The sequence below is a fragment of the Hymenobacter sp. UV11 genome (genome assembly GCF_004684095.1).
Classification (GTDB): Bacteria; Bacteroidota; Bacteroidia; order Cytophagales; family Hymenobacteraceae; genus Hymenobacter.
Genome location: NZ_SRII01000001.1, coordinates 529826 through 550107, shown reverse-complemented (window position 1 = coordinate 550107; position 20282 = coordinate 529826). Strand labels below are relative to the sequence as shown.

Sequence of the window (20282 nt, the reverse complement as noted above, 5' to 3'; positions counted from 1 at the left end):
AGAAGTACTGGCATTATCAAAAAACCGCGCCCTACCCCTACTTCCGCCACCGGCGGCTACGGTCGTAGAGCAGCACCCCGGCGCTGAAGATAAGTTGGTTGGTGCGCTGGTGAAAGCCCTGAGTCTGGCCGGCGTAGGTTATCTGGCGGGAGTAGGGCGTCAGGCTTTGCTCGTAGCGCAGGCCCAGGTCGAGGCGCCACACCTGCAGCCCTACCCCCACCTGGGCCAACAGCTGCTGGCGCTCCACGGCCTCGTAGAGGCTGCTGAATACTGCGTTACTCGCTATTTGGCTGGCGGTGATTTGCTGGCGCAGCTGCCGGGCCAGCACGGGACCCGCCACCACGTAGAATCTTGGGTTGAGGTGCCAGCCAGCCAGCACCGCCACATCGGCCCGCCGGATGCGGTACCCAAAAGGGCCACTGGTGGGTGGCTGGTAATCGGGCGCGCTCGGCGGGCCGGGGTCGCCGGGGTAGCTCAGGTCGTAGCGGCTGCTGAGCACGCTGGTGTAGGCCAGCTCGGGCTGCACGAAGAAGGCGCCTTCACCCAGCCGAATGCGAGAGTAGGCGCTGAAGCGGTTGCCCGTATCATCGAAGCGCGCGCCCGCGTTGCCACCCAGCTGGTAGGCGCCCAGCTGCAGGCCCGGCTCGCGCAGCCAGCTTTGGCTGATGTTGAAGCTGGCCGCTAGGCCCACTACCTCTACCCGCTGGGCCTGGGCGGCGGGCAGCAGCAACCCGGTGGCGACAAAAACCGGCAGGCAACGACGGAAGAAAGACATAAGCAGAAAAAAGGTGGGTAGAAAACGATTAGCAGCTAATGCACCCCAGCTCAGCGCCCCAGGCAGAGCCCTACCCGCAGGTTCACGGCCAGGGTAGGACCCGAAAAATTGGGGTAGAAGATAGTGGTAGCAGCTCCTGGGCTGAGAGCGAAGGGAATACCGACGTTGAAATCGACGAAGCCAATACGGCCCAGCCGGCGCTGCAAGCCGTAGAGTAGCGCCACGTCGGCCCGGGCGAAGGGCCCGCTATCCGGGTAGAAGAAGCATGCCGTTTCGTGCGCCTGCTGGCCCAAGCCCGCGCCCACCGCCACGGAAAAATAATTACCCGAAAAGTCGCCGGCCCGCCGGCCCAGGCGCAGGCGCCGCGCCAGGTTGTAGTAATAGCGGCCCGCCACCTGCGCCCGGGCGCACAGGGCTACCCCCCCGGCCGATGCCGAGCCAGCCGGCGCGTAGTCCAGCAGGTAGGGGCTGATTTCGGTCAGCAAAGTCCAGGTCGCCCGCAACTTGCGCTCGTAGCCGAGGTGCAGCCCGTAGCGGCCGTAGCGCACGGCGCGGGGTACAGCCGTGAACTCGCGGGGCCCGCCGTCGGGCAGGAAAAACAGGTTATTCAGGCCCAGCTTCCACAGGTGCCGGGCCTGCACCTGCACGCGCGGGGCAGCCGGGGCCTCGGCGGGCGGCAGCACTTCCTCCTCGTAGTGGATGGTGGTGGAGTCGGGGCGGGTTTGGGCGGCGGCGGGCGAGCAACCCCCTACCCCTCCCAGCCAGCCGGCCAGCAACACGGGCAACCACCCCAGCGGCAAGCGAAAAAACAGGGCCATTAGCGGTGCAGGAGAAAGGCGCCCGCTGACTCTTGCAGCGTGATGGGCGCGTAGGTGGTGGTGAGGCGAAGCAAGGGCCGGCGGCCCGGCGCGCTTGATTTCCAGACAGTTTTAGCGGTCCCGAGGTCAATACCGGGCACGTTGAGCGTGCCGTGGGTAGCTACAAGCTGGTAGTTAAACTGCGCTAGCGCGGGTGGGAGCACGGTTATCTCCGTGCGCTCGGCATCTATCACTACGCTGGTCAGCTCCTCGGTAGGCTCCAGCCGAATGCTGCCGTAGCGGTTGCGAATGGCATAGCTGCCGCCCACGGTGCGCAACGACAGGGACGACTTTTCGGCCTGGCACGAAAAGGTCATTTGCAGGTCGGTGCCCGTGAGGTCGGCGTACTGCACGGTGGCGTCGAGGCTGCCGCGCAGCTGCGAGAGCGTTACCTGGCCAAACTCTTGGGTGAGCTGCTGCCGACCCGTGAGGCCCGTGAGGGCAGTCTGGCCGTAGGTATTGGCCACCTGCAAGGCGTTGGCGGCGGGCATCAGCACGGTATAGTCGGCGCGCAGGTCGCTGGCGGGCGCGGGAACGCCGGCGGGCAGCGCCACGTAGTTGACCAAATCGATGGCGCTGGCCTGCTGCGTAATGCGGTACTGCGCCGCCGCAAGGTCTTTTTCGGCCACGGCGCGCTCGGGGTGGCGGGCGCTGAGGCGCAGCACCACGCGCACGGTGGGCTGGTCCCAGCCCTGCACCCGCACGGTGGCTTTGTCGGCCCGGATGCGCACCGCCGTGCCGGCCGGACACACCAGCGTGCGCTCGATGGTGCGCGAAACTACCTGTACCTTGCGCGGGGCCGGCGCCTGGGCCAGGGCCGCCAGGCTCGGCAAGGCCAGCAGCCCCACGAGCAGCGCCCGGCCGGCCGCCGTCAGCAAAAGAAGGGCGCGGCTCATGAGATAAGTAGTTGAATCAACTCCCGCGTTACCGAGGCTTTGCGAATAGTTACCTGCACCTGCCGGCGCACCAGTTGGGGCGTGGCCCCGCGCTGCTGGGTTTGGGCGCGCAGCTGCTGCTCCTGCTGCTGCAACACCGTCAGCTGCGCCCGCAGCTGCTGAAACTCGCCCGACTGGCACACCGTGGGCAGCGAGGTGCAGTGCGCGTCAATAAAGGCCTCGCCTTCCATCTCCAGCGGGTCGGGGGCGGCGGGGGGGGGTAGGGCAGCCAGTACCGGCGCGGCGGCCGGCACGGGCGGCGCCACGGCCAGGGGCGGTGCGGTAGCCCTGCCCCCTAACCACCTCTGCCCTACCCCCACTGCCAGCAGCAACAGCACCGTGGCCGCCAGGCCCAGGCGCACCGGCCACGGGCGGCGCCACAGGGGCCGCACTACGGGCGCGGGGGCCGCCAGGTGGTCGAGCCGCGCCGCCACGCGCTCCCACGTAGCCGCGTCGGGCTCGTGAGTGGGCAGCTGCGGTAGGGCCTGCGCCACGGCCAATTCACCGGCCAGCTGGTCGGCGATGGCGGCCCAGGTAGCCGCGGCAGGCTCCTGGGCTGGCAGCTCGCGCACGGCCCGCTGCAGGTGCGGGTAGCCGGCTTCGGGTGGGGGGGTAGGGAAGCTCATCGGTACAGAAACGCTAGTTTGACTTGCAGCAGCCGCTTGGCCTGGTGCAGCTGCGACTTGCTGGTGCCCTCCGAAATACCCAGCAGCTCCGCCACTTCGCGGTGCAGGTAGCCTTCCACCTCTACCAGGCAAAACACGGCGCGGTAGCCGGCCGGCAGCTCGGCAATGGCCTGGGCCAGGGCCTCGCCGGTGAGGCCGTCGTGCCAGGGCACCAGCGGCTCGCGATGGCGCTCTTGGTCATATACTTCCATGCGCTGCTCGCGGCGTAGGGTTTGCAGGGCCATCTGCACCACAATGCGGCGAATCCAGGCGCCGAGCGTGGAGCGCTGCTCAAAGGTGGCCAGCTGCTGAAACACGGCCACGAAGGCATCTTGCAGCGCATCTTGGGCCAGGGCGCGGTCGTTGAGGATGCGCAGGGCGCACGAAAACATAGCCGTCTTGTAGCGCAGGTACAGCTGCTGCTGGGCCGCGCGGTCGTGCGCCAGGCAGCCGGCCAGCAGCAGCTGCTCATCACACGCGGGAAAAGACGGGGTAGAAAGGGTCACGGCCAGCTAATTTGGCTTAAAGTGACGCAGCCCCGGCCAAAGGTTGGGTGAGTAAAAAATAATTTATCTAATTTTTACTCAATTACCAGTAACTTACTCAAAATCAGAAATTTATATTTACAATAAAATGCTTAAAAAACAAAAGGGACGTCCTGCTTCCATACAAGAGCAGGCCGCTGCTCAGCCTCCCAGCACGTCGCTTAGGATTTCGAGCGATTTTATTTCGCCCAGGCCTTCGATGTGCAGCTGGTAGTAGCGAATGAGCACGGCCAGCAGCTCGCGGCGCACCTGACCGTTGGGGATGGAATTGCTGGCGGAGGTGCGCAGCAGCTCATCGAAATAATGCTCAAACTCGCGCAGGCGCAGCGTGGCCGGGCCACTGCTGAAGCCGCTGCCGGTGGGCGCGGCCCCGGCCATGGCCACCTGGTCGGTGATTTCGGCGCCGGTTTCGGCCCCAAAGCCGAGGTAGCTAGCCAGATGCAGCAGGAATAGCAGGGCGAAGTTTTCCACGCCCACGTCTTGCTGGTCGAAGGCCAGGATAGAGTCGTGCAAGAAGCGAAACAGCGACACGTTTTCTTCTTCCTCGCGCACCGATTTGCTCAGCACTTCGCTCAGGAAAAGGGCCACGCTGCTTTTGCGCATCTCGTAGGGCAGGGACCGGAACGGCTCGGCGCAGCGAAACTCGGCCAGCCGAGTAAGGCTACCCCCCTGGCGCGGCACGTAGGCCACTAATTCGAGCAACGTGAGCGGCTGAAACAGGGCAATGCGCCCGGGTGGCTTGGCCCGGCGCACGCCGTTCACGAGGTAGCTCTGCACGCCACGCTGCTCGGTGTAAACGCGGGCGATGATGCTGCTTTCGCGGTATTTGAGGTAGCTGAAGACGATACCGCGGGTTTTGATGAGCATAGAGGTGGGGTAGGGAATGTATGGCTAACAGCAACCAGAACGTCATATTGAGCTTGCCGAAGCATCTCGCTCAAATCGTTGAATTAGTAACGCAACGATTCGAGCGAGATGCTTCGGCAAGCTCAGCATGCCATTCTGGTTTGAAAAAACCTCTAGTTTGACAGCACGGCCACTTTGCTCACGCAGGTGTTTTTGCCGTCGGCATCAGAGGTGAGCACCAGGTATACGCCGGAGCGCACGCGGCGGCCGGCGGTGTCGGCCAAGTTCCAGGTCACGGTGCCGCCCGCGGCGTGGGTGCTGTACACGAGGTGGCCGGCGATGTCGGTGATGCGCACTTGGGCATTGTTGGCCACGCCGCTGATGCCCACGGTGCCCGCAAAATCGGGCCGCACGGGGTTGGGCGACACCTGGGCGCAGCTTGGGGCGCCGTCGGTGACGCTGGCCGAGCCCTGGTAGCTGACCAGGCCGGCATCGGTGGCCACGAAGACTTCGCCGGTTTTGTCGTTCACGGCCAGGTCCACGATGCTGTTGCTGGGGAGCGGGCTGTTGGCGGTGGTGAAGTGCAGCAGTGCTTCGGTGGCCGTGGCGTTGAAGAGCCACAGGCCATTGGGCGTGCCAAACCACTTACGGTTGGCCCCGTCGATGGCAATGCAGCGCACGGTTTCGTTGTAGAGCGTGGGAAACAAGCCGCTGCCGCTCTGGGCCACGGGCAGCTTGAAGCCGTTGGCGAGGGCAGTGCCCTGGCTGGCCGCGCTCACTAGCTGGCTGGGGTCGTTGAACACGGCCACGCCCGCCCCGGTACCCACCCAGATATCGCCCACACGGTCGCGCACCACGGCGTTGAGCGAATTGCTGGGCAGGCCTTCATTCGTACTGAAATAGAATGGCTTCTGGCTAGCCGTGTCGTAGGCCACTACCCCGCTGATGCCCTGCGCCCGCGACCGCGTGGCCCAGGGGTTGCCGAAATTATCGACCGTGATGCGGTCGAGGTTTTCGAAGCCGGTGTAAGCTGGCACCACCAGCCAGGTGGCGTTGGCGGGCCGGAAGCGGAACAAGCCCGGCACCCCGGCCAATTGGTGGCGATTTATTACCCACACCTGGCCGCTGGTAGGGTCGGCGGCCACGTCGGTCACGCGCACGAAGCTGGGGTAGTTAGGGTCCGTTGTGGGCAGGCTGCTGCGGAGAGGCGAGCCGGGAGTGTTATACGTGAATTGCCGAAACTGCCCTACCCCCTTCCATTCAAGCAAGCCGTTGCCGTAGCTGGCCATGTAGAGCGTGCCATCGGGCGTGCGGGTGCCGTGCGAGAGGTCGAGCAGGCTGGGATAGCCGGTGGGCGAAGGATAACTGGTGGCCGTGTAGGTGGTCCACTGCCGGTCTTTGTATTCGTAGAACCCCTGGCGCAAATTAAACTGCACCCCGTTATCGGCCGAGTAGCCACCGCTGAACACGTCGACCGTATTGGTGACCGCGTTGGCCAGCAAGCCATAGGAGAGGGCCGTTGCGGGGGCATTGGGCAGAATAACCTCGGGGGCCGTGGTAGTGCCGGGGGCAAAGCGCAGCAGGCCCTTATCGTAGCTGGCCACGTAGTACGTGCCATCGGTTTCGCGCACGGCATCGGCTGCGATGGTACCCACAGCGGCGGCGGGCAGCACGTCGGCCAGGTAGCCGGTAGGCGCGTCGAAGCGCCGCAGGGCGCTGCCATCGAAGGCTACCAGCAGCTGGCCGGCGCTCACGCGCAGCCGCCGGGCATAATTACCGTAGCCGTTGGGCACGCTGCGCCAGCGGCGGGCCGCCCCTACCCCCGCCAGGTAGTCGACACCCCGGTAGGTACTGGCCGTGACGGCGTGCCCCCGGTAAGCTACCAGCTGCTCATACACCCGCGCGGGGCTGCTGGTGGGGGTAGGGCCGTCGGCCGTCCAGCTGCGGTAGTCGAGCAGGTTTACGGCCGTGCTGATGCGGCCGCGCAGAATACCCGCCGACGTGGAGGCATAAACGGTATCGTGCAGCACCACCGTGGCGTAGGACGTAATCGTTTGGCCGCCCGGCCCAACGGCGCTGTACGTATCGCGCACTTCGCGCTTGGCCAGGTCAAGCACCACCACGCCCAGGGTAGTACCAATGTAGGCCAGCCCGTTATATACCTGCACCTGGTAAATCTTTTTGGCGATTTGGCTTTCCTTGCGCAGCAAGTCGGTGACATTGCGCACCCCACCGTTGGCACCCAGCAGGTCGATGTTGCCGTTGTTATACACAACCACCAGCTGCGCCGAGGCCGAGTCGTAGGCCAGCGCCGCCACGCCCACATCGCTGAGGCCGTCGCGGCGCGACAATAGCTGCGTGGTGTTGAGACTCTTATCGTAGAAGTAGAAGGACGATTCGGCCCGTACGTAGAGCCGGTTACCCGCCTCGGCCAGGCCCAGCGGGCGCCAGGCGGGCAGGTGCAGCTGCCAGTCGCCGTAGGCCGCGCCCTGGCCCCAGGCCCGCACGGCCAGCAGCATTCCTAACAGAAAGAACCGGGCGAAAAAACGGGGCATAGAACGTTGGTTAGCAGTGAACAAAGAGTAGCGTGCGAGGCTCAACGGCAAACACGCCCTCCTCATTGCTGGGCGCGGTTGGTAGCTACCTGCTCGTCGTGCCAGCTCTTGGCGGCGGGCCCGGCCAGGAAGCAGGGGCGGCAGCGGGCCTCGTAGCTGTCGGTTTCGCCCAGCAGCACCTGCTTTTCGCTGGCCGCGATGCGGTAGGAATACGCGGCCAGCTCGCCGCAGCACACGCACACGGCGTGCACCTTGGTCACAAACTCGGCGGTGGCTAGCAAGGCAGGTATCGGCCCAAACGGGCGGCCGCGGTAGTCCATATCGAGCCCCGCCACGATAACGCGAATACCGCTATCAGCCAGCTGCTTACACACCTCCACCAGGCTCTCATCGAAGAACTGGGCCTCATCGATGCCCACCACGTCGGTGCTGCCGCCGGCCAGCAGCAGAATTTCGGCCGGCGTTTGCACGGGCGTCGAGCGGATGCTGGTTTGGTTGTGGCTCACCACATCCTGGGCGTGGTAGCGGGTGTCGAGGGCGGGCTTGAAAATCTCAACCCGCTGCCGCGCAATGCGGGCGCGGGTGAGGCGGCGAATCAGCTCCTCGGTTTTACCCGAAAACATGGAGCCGCAAATGACTTCCAGCCAGCCCCGGTGACGCGGAAAATCGGACAGGCGGCGGGGCTCGGTGAACAAGGGGAGTTAGGAGTTAAGAGTTAGAAGTTATGAGTTACGGAGAACGGCATAACTACTCGGCAGGCGAAGATGACTCTTACAAAGTACGGCACCGCCTGCCGATAGCAGGCTACCCACCCCGCGTCTTCCCAACTCACGACTCATAACTTTTAACTTTTAACTCCACACTGGCAGGCCAGCCGCTCGGCCTCCTGGAGGCGGCCGGCGGCCTGGTAGCGCAGCTCGGGCGCGGTGAGGGGGGTAAGGAATTCGGCGCCGGCCAGCACCCGCACCCGGCAGGTGGTGCAGCGGCCCTTGGCCCCACAGGCGTGCCACCAGTCGTGGCCGGCCGCGTGGATGGCGGCCAGCACGGTGCGGCCGGCGGGCACGTCGAGCGGGGGGCCGGGCAGGCCCGCAATGGTCAGTAGGGGCATTTTGTGGCTAACTTGGCGCACGAAACCGGCCCACCGGCCGGCCCACGCTATGCCCGACAAATATAGCCTCGCCAAGTGCGAGCAATACGGCCGCCGGCTGGCCACCCGGCTCAGCCAGCAGTTTTTTGGCCCCCAGCCCGAAGCCACCCTCGACGGCCCGGCGCTGCTCAAGCTCACGCCCGTGCGGCAGGTCAACCTGCTGGTGCTTCGGCAGCTGCTGGGCCGCTGGCAGCAGGAGGCCAGCCAGTTGCGCAGCCCGTTCTTCGACTTCGAAGCCGCGCCGGTGCGCGCCGCGCTGGAGCAGTTTATGAACGTGCTCTCGCGCCACATTCGCCTCGACCGGGCGGCCCTGGAGCCGCTACTGGCGCAGGCCGTGGCCGATACGCTGGTGCTGGCCACCGCCCCGATGGCCGCCTTCGAGCGCTTGCTGCTACCCCCCGCCGGCCCGGCCGATGCCGACGATAACGTGCCGCTGGCCGCCCTGCGCGACCACCTGCGCTACTTCGACCAGGCCAAGCCGTTTTTTGAGGGCTTTGTGAATAGCCTGCCCACCGGCAACGCCCCACTGAGCCGCGACTTTTTGCGCCAAAGCTTCGACCTCTACCAGGCCGCGCACGCCAAGGAGCTGCCCGCCCTGTCGCCGCTCGTGAGCGAGTTCAGCACCCTGCTACCCCTCACCGAAGCCGACCTCTGGGACGATGGCCCGGCCGCACCGGCCAGCCCGCCAGCCCCAGCTAAAGCGGCGGCTCCCGCCGCGCCGGTAGCCGCGCCAGCGCCAGAACCGGCACCGGCTGCCCCGCCCAAGCCAGCAGCATCAGCAGCCGCCGAGCCTGCCCCGGCGCCCGCCCGGCCGCTGCCGCCGGTGGCCGCACCCGCCGCGGCCCCTACCCCCCCGCCACCGGCCGAAGCCCCGCTGTATGAGAAGCTGAAAGCCACCCAGCCGGCCGCGCCGCACCTGGCCAGCACGCTGCGCGAGGCGATTCAGGGCACGGCCACGTCGCTGGCCGAGCGCGGAGCGCCCAAAGTGGGCAGCCTGCGCGAGGCCATTTCCATCAACCAGCGCTTTAGCTTTATCAATGAGCTGTTTAACGGGGAGAATATGGAATACCACGCCGCCATTCAGCACCTCGACACGCTGCCCGATGCCAGCGCGGCCATGGCCTACGTGCAGCAGGAGCTGGCCCCGCGCTACGACTGGAGCCGCAAGGAAGAGCACGTAGGCAAGCTGCTCAAGCTGCTGGAGCGCAAATTTGCCGGCAGCTAGCGTTGGGGTAGGCATACTCTTTAAGGGATTAATCAGTTTTTTAAGAACGTCATGCTGAGCTTGCCGAAGCATCTCGCTCGCGCCATTGGGTTAGTAATCCAACAGCGTGAGCGAGATGCTTCGGCAAGCTCAGCATGACGTTCTTTTAGTATTTTCTTTTGCCTAACTACTTAGCTTCTGACATGACCCTTGCTACTTGCCGAAGCTGGCTGCTACCGTGGGTCCTGGCGTTGGGCGTGCTGCTCAACGCGGCCTTCCCCATGTACCGGCACTACGACTTCTCGCACTCGCTCGATACGCGCAGCTACCTGCGCCTGGCCAGCGGCCGCTTCGATAGCGTGAACGTGACGCGGCGCTACCGCCTGCTGGTGCCCCTGGCGGCCGGCGCGCTGGCCCGGCCCCTAGCCAAGCTCAGCACCCCCAACGGCCCGGCCCGGCCGGCCGGCGAATGGCCGCTCCGGCTGGCTTTCTATTTAATCAACTGCCTGCTGCTGAGCGCAGCAGGCGCCTGCTTCTACCAAGGTGCGCGGCTGGCGGGCGCCGGCGAGGCGGTGGCAAGCGTGGCGCTGCTGGCGGTGCTCAGTAGCCGCTGGGCGGGCTACACGGCGGGTCTACCCCTCACCGACAGCCTGTATCTGCTGGTGTTCGGGCTGAGCTACTATGCCGTGCGGCGTGGCCCCGGCGCAAGCTGGGCAGTGGTGGTGGCGCTGCTGGTGGGGCCACTGGCCAAAGAATCGTTCGTGTTCTTGCTGCCTTGGCTGGGGTGGTTTGGGCGGCGGGCGCTGGGCTGGCGCGGGCAGGCGGCGGCGCTGGCGCTGGGCGTAGCGGCCCTGGCGGCAGTGCACCTGTGGGTGGATAAAGCGGCCGGTGCCCCAGCTTTAGCGAGCGTGCACAATGCGTTTTCGCACGTCGAAAATATTGCCTATTCGTTGCGGCGGGGGTTTTCGGCGAAGGGAATATTCGAGCTGTTCAGCATTTTCGGCTTGTTTTGGCTGCCGGTGCTGGCGGCCCTGGCGCGGCCGGCGGGGCGGCGGGCACTGGCCCCGGTGCTGGGCTGGCCCGAGGCTACATTGCTACTGGTGGTAGCGGTACACATGCTGCTCTCGGGCGATTTGGCCCGCATGGGCTACCTGCTGGCTCCGGCCTTCACGGCGGTGCTGGCCCTGAGCCTGGGCTGGCTGGTGCGGCTATTCCCTACCCCCGCCGGCAGCAGCCGCGTGAGGTAGCTCGGGCCAAAAAACGTGGGGAATGAATCGACCCGCTCGCCCGCAAACCCGGCCAGCAGCTGGGCTGCCGCGTCGCCCTGCATGAGCTGGGCGCGGTCGAAGGGCCGGTAGCCGCCCAGCGCATCGGTATACACCGTATCGCCGGCTGCCAGGCGGGCTATGAGCCAGGGGCCCAGGGCGGCAGTATCGGGCCGCACCAAGCCCAAGATGCGCGGCGCGGCAGTGGGCCGGCCGGTGTAGTACTGAAGCTGGTTGCGCAGCAGATTAGGGTCGCGCAGCAAAAACCAGGCGCCGGGCTGGCTCAGCACCCGCGCCCGCAATGCCGGCCCGGTGCCGGTATAGTCGAGCAGGTGCGCCGGCAGTAGCCCGAAAGCCAGGTTCCAGCTCAGTAGCGCCACGCCCGCGGCGGCTACCCGCCGCGGCGGCCAGGTCACTAGCCAGCCGCCGGCCAGCGCCACCGCCGCCAGCACGGGCAGCATCACCATAAACTCGGCATTGCCGGCCGCCTGCGCCGCGAAGCCCAGGTGCAGCGCCCCGATGAGCAAGTGCGTGCGCCGCACAGTGCGGGCCGAATTCACCACTGCCAAGGGGGGTAAGGGCCGCGCCGGGCGGCAGCCAAGCACGCTATATACCCCCAGCGCCACGCTGCCCAGCGCTACGCCGCCCAGCAAGAGCGGCCACCGATGCAGCAGCGGCAGCAAGTTGCCATGCACTTGCACGGCAGTTCGCACCAGGCTGATAGCGGTGAGCAGCAGGCTTTTGCCTCCTATTTCCACTCGCGCATTGCCCGTGAGGTAGTCGTGCAAGGCAAAGCGCACCACGTTCCCTACCCCCCCCGGTGCAGCCAAGGCATACGCCAGCGGCACCAACAGCGCGGGCGCAGCATAACAGGCCGCCGCGGCCCGCGCGGCGCGGCCACGCCAGGGCCGCAGCCCCAGCAGCAGCCCCAGCCACCACCACACCATAAGCTGATGCACCAAGCACGCCAAGGCCGCCAGCAGCCCCGCCAGCAGCAGCCAGCGCCAGGCTTTTTCCTTGGTCTGAATAGCCCGCGCCCAGGCCAGGCTGGCCAGCAGCGCCAGCAGCAGCGGCTGGATGTACGTCTCGTTTTCGGTGGCAAAGCGCAGCATGCCGAAGCAGCTGCCCACCAGCAGCAGCCACGCCGGCACGGCGGCGCGGGGCGCCCCCGCCCGGCGCAGCAGCGGCGCCAGGGCCAGCAGGCAGCCGCCAGCGACCAGCGCGTTCAGGCTTTGGAGCCACGCTAGCGCGGCCAGGCCCGCCGGCGCGGGGCCGCTGGCGCCCAGCAGCAGCAGCCACAGCGCGCCAATACTATTATAGAGCAGGTGGTGCGGCTGCCACAGCTCCTGGCCCCAGCGGGCGCACGCGGCGTAGTACCAAGCGTCGCCGGTAGCGTTGGCGGTGGGCAGCGCCAGGCATAGGGCCGTGAGCAGACCCGCCACGGCCAGGCTAGGCCAGGTTTGGCCAAGGCGAGGGGGGTAGGGAATAGTGCGGCGCGGCATAGGGGGCGCAAGCTAGGCGCGGGCGCGGCTTTCCTATTTATCTGTTCCCGAAGGAGATTTTACGAAGAGTAACGTGACAGTACCTCCAGTACCGGGGCTGAAGCTACTTTGCAACGTATAGCCCTCCTGGTAAAGGCGTTGCAGAAACTTATAATATTCCTCACCACCTTGAATCTGCTTTTTATCCGAATACCCACTAGCAAACTCTACCTTCTCACTCTTGCCCTCGCCTCGCGTAATAATGGCGGTTGTATTGCCATTAAATTCCAGAATCCGCACTACCACAATGTCAGCGGGTGGCCCGGCCACGGCGCGCAGCGGCGTGGCCAATGCCAGCAGACAGGCGCACAAGAGAAGGATGTTTTTCATACCAACAATATACATTGGTATAACGTGGTGAACTGATGAAATCAGGCCAGGAACGTTATTCTGACCTCCTATTGACCTACGCGACCCTACCCCCCTCCTACCGCACCAAGTCCTGCTTGCGGTGCGCATCGAGGGCCAGCAGGGCGAAGAGCAGGATGGTGAACGACCACAGTGACGAGCCGCCGTAGCTGAAAAACGGCAGCGGAATGCCCACCACTGGCATCAGGCCCATCGTCATGCCCAGGTTCACGGTGAAGTGGACGAACAGGATGCTGGCCGCGCAGTAGCCGTAGGTGCGCCCAAACACGGACTTTTGGCGCTCGGCCACCAGCAGGATGCGCCACAAGAGCGTGAGGTACAGCCCAATGACTACGAAGCAGCCCGCCCAGCCCCACTCCTCGCCCACGGTGCAGAAGATGAAGTCGGTGCTCTGCTCGGGCACGAAGTCGAACTTGGTTTGGGTGCCCTTGAGGAAGCCCTTGCCAAACCAGCCACCCGAGCCGAGGGCGATTTTGCTCTGCGTCACGTTCCAGCCCTTGCCCAGCGGGTCTTTGCCGGGGTCGATGAGCATCTCAATGCGCTGCCGCTGATGGGGTTGCAGCACTTTATTGAAGAAGAAATCGACCCCGAACACCATCCCAATTACCAACACCCAGGCCCCTAGGCTCAGCGGCAAATGGTGGCGCCACAGCCGCGAATTCAGCAAAAACGCTATCCCCAGCACCACCGTAAAGCCGCCCACCAGCCACAGCTTGGGCACCAGCAGCGCCAGCAGCAAAATGACGCCGCCGGCCGCCAGCAGCAGCAGGATAATCGGCGACATGCCCTCGCGGAAATACGCCAGCAGCAGGGCCGCGAACACCAGCGCCTGCCCGGTTTCATTGGAAGCCAGAATGAGGGCTACCGGCAGCAGCGTGAGGCCCGCCAGCACCGCCTGGTCGCGCCAGTTCTGGTTGCGCAGGTTGATGCCGGCCATGAAGCGCGAGGCGGCCAGCGCGGTCGTAAACTTGGCAAACTCGGCCGGTTGTAGGCGCACCGGCCCAAACTCGAGCCACGAGCGCGAGCCCGCAATGGGCCGCGCCACGACCAGCGTAACCAGCAGCAAGACTATCATACCGCCATACAGGACGTAGGCCAGCGTGTCATAGGCCTTGTAATCAACCACTAGCAGCACCACGATGAGCACCACCGCCGTGCCCATCCAGATGAGCTGCTTGAACCAGTTGAAGGCCATCAGCTCCGAAAAGCTGAGCGCGGAAAACGGGTGCGCCGGGGCATCGGGCGAGTAGCTGGCCGCGTACACGGCCACCCAGCCCAGGCCCACCAGTACCAGGTAGAGGAGCAGCAGTGGCCAGTCGATGCTGCGCGAAGAACGGGGGGTAGCAGGGGACATTCAGTAAACTTTCCGCAAAGGTCGGGCAGTAGCGCGGACTCGGCGAGTCCGCGCGTGGGAACATTCGGGTGCTACCACGCGCGGCCCCGCCGAGGCCGCGCTACGTTTAATGGCGCCGCTTGGTCAGGTCGCCGTACATAATCCAGTCTTCCCAGCGCTTGCGGCTGGGGGCCACTTTGCCGCGCAGGTACTTTTCCATCATCAGGCCGGCGCAGGGGGCGGCGGCGGTGCCCCCGAAGCCCGAGTTCTCGATGAACACGGCGATGGCGATTTTGGGGTCGTTGGCGGGGGCGAAGGCGGCGAAAGTGGAGTGGTCGGGGCCGTGGGCATTTTGCACGGTGCCGGTTTTGCCGGCTACCGAAATGCCGTATTGGGCCAGGCTGGCAAACGAGCCGGTGCCGCCGTTGCCATCTACCACGGCCTGCATGCCGGGAATGAGGTACTTAAACAGCGTGGTATCGACGGCCGTGTAGTGGCGCTCGCGAAACTGCGGCAGCGGCCCGGTGGTGCCCACGCTGCGCACAAAGTGCGGCGCGTAGTAGTAGCCGCGGTTGGCAATGGTGGCCAGCACATTGGCCATTTGCAGACCCGTGATACCGATTTCGCCCTGCCCGATGCTGAGCGAATACACCGTTTTGTAGTTCCAGTGGTGGTAGCCGCGCAGCTTGTCGTAGAACTCGGGCGACGGGATGAGGCCGCGCTTCTCGTGGCCCATGTCTACCCCCAGCCGTTCGCCCAGCCCGAAGGTTTTCACCATTTTCTGCCACTGGCCCAGGCCCAGGCGGGCGTCCTCAAACTTGTTGGGCGACTGCCCGCGTAGAACCGCCGCGCGCATTACCTGGTAGAAATACGGGTTGCAGCTTTGCTTGATGGCAATGCCCACGTTGCTCGGGTATTCGTGGCGGTGGGTGCAGTGAATGAGGTGCTGGTCGCAGGGAAAGCCGGTGCTCGGCGTCACTACCCCCAGCTGCAGGGCCACCAGCTCGTTCACCAGCTTAAAGACCGAACCGGGGGGGTAGGTGGCCATCAGGGGACGGTCGAAGAGCGGGCGGTCGGGGTTGCGTAGCAGGTCCATGTAGCGGTTGCCCATGCCCTTGCCGGTCAGCATCTGGGGCTCGAAGCGCGGGGCCGACACGAAGCACAGGATTTCGCCCGTTTTAGGGTCAATAGCCACAATGGAGCCGCGCCGGCCGCCCAGCAGCTTCTCGCCGTAGGCCTGCAGGCCCGCGTCGATGCTCAGGTGCAGGTCTTGCCCGGCCTGCGACAGCGTGTCGAACTCGCCGCCCCGAAACGGCCCTTTGTCGATGCCACGCACGTTCACGAGGCGGTACTGCACGCCGCGCCGGCCCATCAGCGTGGGTTCGTAGTAGGATTCCAGACCCGAAATACCGACGTTTTCGCCCGGCGCGTAGTGCGCGTATTTGGGCGCTTCGAGCAGCTTAGGCGTGATGGAGCCCACGTAGCCCAGCGCGTGGGCTAGGTTTTGGGTGCGGTATGCGCGGGCCATGCGCGCCTGCACCCGGAAGCCCGGAAAATTAATCAGGTTGTCGTTGATGGCCGCCAGCTCAGGCGTGCTCAGGTTTTGAATAATCGGCGAAGGCCGCACACGCGAGTAGATTTTGGCGGCGCGCAGGCCCAGACGCAGGTCCTCCAAGGGCAGCTGCATGAGCTGGCAAAACTTGGCCGAGTCGAGGTGCTTCACCTCGCGGGGCACCACCATCAGGTCATAAACGGGCGTGTTGGTGACCAGCAGCGAATCGTGGCGGTCGTAGATAAGGCCCCGGTACGGCACCTGCACCTGCCGCTGCAGCGTGTTGCGGTCGGCCGCCGTTTTATAAGAGTCATCCAGCACTTGCAGGTAAAACAGCCGACTCGCGAACAGCAGCCCCACCAGCGTAAAAATCGCCAGCACCACATAGCGCCGGCCTTCCAGGTATTGCATACATCAAAGTTACAACTGGCTTAACGGGGGTTGGCGCGGAATCATTCAGTAAAAGCTGGACTGTCCGGTATTCGGCTTTTACCGTCAGGCTATTACCAAACGAAAAGCCCACCAGCAGGAACTGGTGGGCTTTTCAGCAACGCTACGTTAGGCTCAGCTTAGTTGAGCGAGGCAGAGTGAGCTTTCATAATTTGACGAGCCTGAGCCAGGTTAGTATCTTTCGAGTTAACAGCCAGGTAGATAAACTTTCCACCATCGGCCGACAGCTTCAGCAGGTGCAGCTGGTCAGTTAGCGTCAGCAGGATATCCTGCACGGTCTGGTTCAGCTTCAGGGCTTGCACAGCCTTGAGCTTGGCCTTAATCACTTCCGTGTTATAAGCAGCAGCGGTTTCGATATCAAAATCCGAGATGTTGGTGTGCGAAGCTAGGGGCATACCGGTTTCGGTTTCTACTACGGCTACGGCAAGCAGGGTAGGCAGGTCGGCCAGGATGCCCTGAATGGTTTGTTTGGGGGTTACAACTGACATGTTAGGGGGTAGGGAGGTAATAAAAAATGTGGGGGAAATGAATGGGTAAGCGGCTTTTTTATTTTATAACTTACTTTGCGTCAAATCATTAAGTGTTTTGTGAAACAGTCAGGAGGTACAGCGGCGCACCACTTCTTTTACCATGCCCATATTAGAATCGGCTAGTCGAGCAGCGGCGAAGCAGTACCACCCTAGCTCGTTGAGAGGCCGCAGGTGGTGAATCTGGTCTTCCAGGATAATCGAAACGTCGGTGAGTGGTCCCCCAACCCAGGCTTTATTGGCGAGCGCCTCCTGCATGGTGCGCAGGAGCTTGGTATTGCGCAGGCTGAGCTGGTTGGGGTTGTAAGAATTGCTAACGGTATAGAAAGATAAGATGCTACCCGACTGCGTATCAACTATGTAGCCTAACAACAATTCGGGTAGCTCCTGTACAATATCTACCAGCATTTTTTCGGCCCGGCGGCCCGACTCACTAGCAGTGGGCACCACTATTTTTTTGAGCTGGAGCCGGTTAAAAAAAGGAAAATTCATGTGGGAAGAGCGAGGAATCCGCAACTACTATTTTAGAGTACTCACTACAAGAATGTAGCCAGTCGGGATTCGGTGCGCAAAGTGGTTATTACTCCCCATAAGAATAGCACAATTTGTTAGTGGGTTAAGCTAATTAAATGGCCACCAATGGTGCTTTTTCTTCACATCAGTACGAGGCAACAACGTGATATTCTGAATGCTACGACCTTTTATTTGAATTTCTTCCTCGCCATAGCCGCCGTAGCCAAATTGTAGTTTGTGCGCTTGGTCAACGGGCACAGCGAGCGAGAATTTGCCCTGGGCATCGGTGCTTACCCCGCGCCCGTTGCTTTTGTCGAGTACAGTAGCACCTACCAGCGGCCGGCCGTTTTCGTCCAGAATCCGACCGTTTACCGTGGTCATCCGGTTAACCGCCATAACTTCTGCCGGCGCTGCGGCAGCCGCCGACTCCTCCATAGTGGAAGGCACGGTTGCAATGGCCACGCCCTCGCCTTTGACCGTGGAGTGGCTGGCTGCAAAAGCGCCGCCGCTCAGCAGCGCTCCTACCAGCAGCAACGAACCTGCGCGCTGGCGAAAACGAGCGGGCTCCGTGCGAATCAGCTGGAACTGCTGCTGTACCCAGCCTACGGGGCGCACCGTGTGGCCCTTCTGCTGCAAGGTGTGAAAACGTGCGAAGGTTTCGTTGCCCTTCGCCGGGTTGGCTTTCAGGTAAGCGTCTACCAAGTCGGTATTCTTGGTAGATAAATCCCCGCGCAAATAGGCATCGCGATAACCGGGAAGCAGGTCGCCGGTAGTGGGGTGAAAGGGGTGAGCATTTAATGCCATACAGAAAAATTGAGAAATAAGTAAAGGGGAAGGAGAAGCTAAAAAGAAGAGCGTGTGTGAGCCAGCCGGTGGTCTCTTATAAATAATGTGAGTAGTATTATTCTTCTTACTGAATCGTTCACGAATGTATAATCAAACCAAGAGCACGTTTTGTTTTTTTTGACGAAAGGAATAAACACCGCGCTGAGATGCACCCTACGCTATCTGGTGAATGCTCTTTTAAGAGCTAAAATAAATTCTCATTAAGTATAAATTTGAATTTATCCCTTAAAAACGCTCATCAATATTTTCACAAAAATTATAACTAATCTAACATTAAACTTTCTTCATTGCCTTACCATCCTGTGATTAGCTACCCGTGGGATTGGTCTGAGGCAGGCCAGTACCTTTGTGGTTTCAACTTCTGCCCATGCCCCCGCTTGCCACCCCTACCAGCAACACCGCCTTCGCCGGCCTCATTTCGGTGGTTGCTCCTTTATATAACGAGGTCGATACCGTGGCCCAGCTCGTGAGCCGGGTAGCCGCCGTGATGCAGCAGCACGGCTACGACTACGAGCTGATACTGGTGAACGACGGCAGCACCGACCGCAGCTGGCAGATGATGCGCGAGCTGGCCGCCCACGACCGCCACCTGGTGGCCATCGACCTGGCCGGCAACTATGGCCAGACGCTGAGCCTGCGCGCCGGCTTTGCCCAGGCCCGCGGCGAGGTCATCATTGCCATGGACGGCGACTTGCAGCACGACCCGGCCTACATTCCGCAGTTTATCAGCCTCATCAATGAGGGCTACGACATGGTGGGCGGCGCCAAGGCCAAGCGCCCCGAGGGGCCCATTGCCACGGCGCTGGCCACCACGGCGCACGGCATCATCCGGCGCTTGTCGGGGGTGCAGCTGCGCTACTTCGGGGCTACTTACAAGGCGTATCGCAGCTACTTGGTGAAGAATGTGGAGATGCTCGGCGATGCGCACCGCTTTCTGGGGGCGCTGGTGGCCCGCAAGAATCTACGCTACTGCGAGTTTCCAATTGATATTCACGAGCGGCAGTTTGGCCAGAGCAACTATAAGATTAGCAAGCTTTTCTACGTTATTCTGGACTTGTTTATCCTGCGCTTTTTCATCGTACACTCGCGCAAGCCGTTCCGGTTATTTGGCCTGTCGGGGCTGCTGAGCCTGCTGGTGGGCGGCGCGCTGGCGGGGCAATTTTTGGTGCGCTCCATCTTCTTCGGGCTCAATATCGAAGCCCGCTATCCCCTCGAATTCATCTTTAGCCTGTTCCTGATAATGGCGGGCATTTTCTTGCTCTGCTTCGGCGTACTGGCCGAAATCGGGATGTATAACTACTACTCGCGGCGCTCGCGCAAACCGTATGTAGTGCGGCATTTGGCTACGTCGGGCACAGTGGCGTAAAAAACCGTATTACTAGTTTGTCATTGCGAGGAGGAACGACGAAGTAATCATTCCTTATCGTTGGCAACCCCAAGGAAAGATTGCTTCGTCGTTCCTCCTCGCAATGACAAACTTCTCTGCTTTGCCCTACCCCCCTTCCAGCACGCCAAAGCGACTAATCATCAACTGCGACGATTTTGGCTGGGATGCGCCCGCTACCCAGGCCATTCTGGAGCTGGGCGCGGCCGGGCAGGTGAGCAGCACCACCGTGATGGCCAACTTCGCTAGCGACGCCGACCTGCGCGCCCTGCAAAAGCTGGCCTCCCCTACCCTCTCCGTAGGCCTGCACCTCACGCTAAACGCCGGCCAGCCGCTGAGCGCCGCCACGGCCGTACCCTCATTGGTGGACAAAGACGGACAGTTTTATAAGTCCAGCCAGCTGTGGCAGCGCTACCTGCGCGGCCAGGTGCGGCGCGAGGACTTGAAAACCGAAATCGCTACCCAGCTGCGTCGCCTGGCGGCCGCTGGCCTACCCCCCTCGCACGCCGACAGCCACCAGCACCTGCACCAATACCCGGTGCTGGGCCCGGCGCTGCTGGGCATTTTGCGCGAACTGGGCGTGCGCCGGGTGCGCCGCCTCACGGCGGCGGGCCGGCTCGATAGCCGCGGGCTGGTGCTACAAGCTTTTGCCCTCAGCAGCCGCCATGCCCTGCGCAGCCTGGCCACGCCGGGCGCGCTGGTGAGCACGTTTTCGACCGAGCCGGCGAGCGCGTCGGGCTTTCGGCGGGGGGTAGGGGCCGCGTTCCGGCGGGCCGACGTAGTGGAGTTTATGAGTCACCCCGGCCTGAGCGAGCGCCCCAGCTCGCCGCTGATGCGCGTGCCGGAATATGAATTCTGGCGAGGCGGCGAGGCGCACGAGCTGCTGCGGGAGCTGGGCGGCGAGCTGGTGAGCTACGCAGCCGTGTAGGGTAAGCTTTAGCTTGCCGCCATATCAACCAAAATCATTACCTAC

General features: G+C 63.3%; 20 protein-coding genes. 4 read left to right on the top strand and 16 right to left on the bottom strand.

Annotation, left to right across the window (positions count from 1 at the left end):
* Nucleotides 1-37: 37 nt before the first annotated feature.
* From E4631_RS02105 to E4631_RS02065, 9 genes are all read right to left on the bottom strand, one after another.
* Entirely contained in the window at nucleotides 38-775 is a 738-nt protein-coding gene (locus E4631_RS02105; RefSeq protein ID WP_133658437.1) for a hypothetical protein, read from the bottom strand.
* A gap of 50 nt (nucleotides 776-825) precedes the next feature.
* Complete coding sequence (locus E4631_RS02100; RefSeq protein ID WP_133658436.1) at nucleotides 826-1593, bottom strand: hypothetical protein; 768 nt, start codon at nucleotides 1591-1593, stop codon at nucleotides 826-828.
* On the bottom strand, nucleotides 1593-2528 hold the full coding sequence (locus E4631_RS02095; RefSeq protein WP_133658435.1) for a hypothetical protein: 936 nt from the start codon (nucleotides 2526-2528) through the stop codon (nucleotides 1593-1595). Before E4631_RS02095 ends, E4631_RS02100 begins: the two co-directional genes overlap by 1 nt.
* The gene (locus E4631_RS02090) at nucleotides 2525-3193 is read right to left on the bottom strand and encodes a hypothetical protein (RefSeq protein ID WP_133658434.1); all 669 of its coding nucleotides are present in this window, start codon (nucleotides 3191-3193) and stop codon (nucleotides 2525-2527) included. The genes E4631_RS02095 and E4631_RS02090 overlap by 4 nt, the downstream gene beginning before the upstream one ends.
* The gene (locus E4631_RS02085) at nucleotides 3190-3738 is read right to left on the bottom strand and encodes an RNA polymerase sigma factor (RefSeq protein ID WP_133658433.1); all 549 of its coding nucleotides are present in this window, start codon (nucleotides 3736-3738) and stop codon (nucleotides 3190-3192) included. The genes E4631_RS02090 and E4631_RS02085 overlap by 4 nt, the downstream gene beginning before the upstream one ends.
* Before the next feature lie 180 nt (nucleotides 3739-3918).
* On the bottom strand, nucleotides 3919-4644 hold the full coding sequence (gene recO, locus E4631_RS02080) for a DNA repair protein RecO (RefSeq protein WP_133658432.1): 726 nt from the start codon (nucleotides 4642-4644) through the stop codon (nucleotides 3919-3921).
* Nucleotides 4645-4796: 152 nt separating this feature from the next.
* Nucleotides 4797-7178, bottom strand: coding sequence for a two-component regulator propeller domain-containing protein (locus E4631_RS02075; RefSeq protein ID WP_166648147.1), 2382 nt, complete (start codon nucleotides 7176-7178; stop codon nucleotides 4797-4799).
* 62 nt (nucleotides 7179-7240) lie between these two features.
* Nucleotides 7241-7873 carry a thymidine kinase gene (locus tag E4631_RS02070; RefSeq protein ID WP_133658430.1) on the bottom strand — a complete coding sequence of 211 codons (633 nt, stop codon included), beginning with the start codon at nucleotides 7871-7873 and terminating at the stop codon, nucleotides 7241-7243.
* A 149-nt stretch (nucleotides 7874-8022) separates the two neighbouring features.
* On the bottom strand, nucleotides 8023-8286 hold the full coding sequence (locus tag E4631_RS02065; protein WP_133658429.1) for a 2Fe-2S iron-sulfur cluster-binding protein: 264 nt from the start codon (nucleotides 8284-8286) through the stop codon (nucleotides 8023-8025).
* Between the two features lie 49 nt (nucleotides 8287-8335).
* Here E4631_RS02065 and E4631_RS02060 point away from each other — a divergent pair, with 49 nt between their 5' ends.
* Nucleotides 8336-9550 carry a hypothetical protein gene (locus E4631_RS02060; protein WP_133658428.1) on the top strand — a complete coding sequence of 405 codons (1215 nt, stop codon included), beginning with the start codon at nucleotides 8336-8338 and terminating at the stop codon, nucleotides 9548-9550.
* 182 nt (nucleotides 9551-9732) lie between these two features.
* Entirely contained in the window at nucleotides 9733-10776 is a 1044-nt protein-coding gene (locus E4631_RS02055) for a hypothetical protein (protein ID WP_133658427.1), read from the top strand.
* Here E4631_RS02055 and E4631_RS02050 read toward each other — a convergent pair.
* The 7 genes from E4631_RS02050 to E4631_RS02020 form a co-directional block, all read right to left on the bottom strand.
* The gene (locus E4631_RS02050; protein WP_133658426.1) at nucleotides 10677-12296 is read right to left on the bottom strand and encodes a hypothetical protein; all 1620 of its coding nucleotides are present in this window, start codon (nucleotides 12294-12296) and stop codon (nucleotides 10677-10679) included. The two genes, E4631_RS02055 and E4631_RS02050, sit on opposite strands and share 100 nt — an antisense overlap.
* Nucleotides 12297-12329: 33 nt before the next feature.
* Nucleotides 12330-12665, bottom strand: a complete 336-nt coding sequence (locus E4631_RS02045; protein ID WP_133658425.1) for a hypothetical protein — start codon at nucleotides 12663-12665, stop codon at nucleotides 12330-12332.
* A gap of 97 nt (nucleotides 12666-12762) precedes the next feature.
* Complete coding sequence (rodA, locus tag E4631_RS02040) at nucleotides 12763-14058, bottom strand: rod shape-determining protein RodA (protein WP_133658424.1); 1296 nt, start codon at nucleotides 14056-14058, stop codon at nucleotides 12763-12765.
* A 106-nt stretch (nucleotides 14059-14164) separates the two neighbouring features.
* Nucleotides 14165-16000 (bottom strand): penicillin-binding transpeptidase domain-containing protein, encoded by a 1836-nt coding sequence (locus E4631_RS02035; RefSeq protein ID WP_133658423.1) that lies wholly within the window; start codon nucleotides 15998-16000, stop codon nucleotides 14165-14167.
* Between the two features lie 158 nt (nucleotides 16001-16158).
* Nucleotides 16159-16527 (bottom strand): hypothetical protein, encoded by a 369-nt coding sequence (locus E4631_RS02030; RefSeq protein WP_133658422.1) that lies wholly within the window; start codon nucleotides 16525-16527, stop codon nucleotides 16159-16161.
* Nucleotides 16528-16635: 108 nt separating this feature from the next.
* Complete coding sequence (locus E4631_RS02025) at nucleotides 16636-17058, bottom strand: hypothetical protein (RefSeq protein WP_133658421.1); 423 nt, start codon at nucleotides 17056-17058, stop codon at nucleotides 16636-16638.
* 129 nt (nucleotides 17059-17187) lie between these two features.
* Nucleotides 17188-17883, bottom strand: coding sequence for a carboxypeptidase-like regulatory domain-containing protein (locus tag E4631_RS02020; protein WP_133658420.1), 696 nt, complete (start codon nucleotides 17881-17883; stop codon nucleotides 17188-17190).
* Nucleotides 17884-18292: 409 nt separating this feature from the next.
* Here E4631_RS02020 and E4631_RS02015 point away from each other — a divergent pair, with 409 nt between their 5' ends.
* Entirely contained in the window at nucleotides 18293-19291 is a 999-nt protein-coding gene (locus E4631_RS02015) for a glycosyltransferase family 2 protein (RefSeq protein WP_133658419.1), read from the top strand.
* A 103-nt stretch (nucleotides 19292-19394) separates the two neighbouring features.
* Nucleotides 19395-20237, top strand: coding sequence for a carbohydrate deacetylase (locus E4631_RS02010; RefSeq protein ID WP_133658418.1), 843 nt, complete (start codon nucleotides 19395-19397; stop codon nucleotides 20235-20237).
* Nucleotides 20238-20282 lie beyond the last annotated feature (45 nt).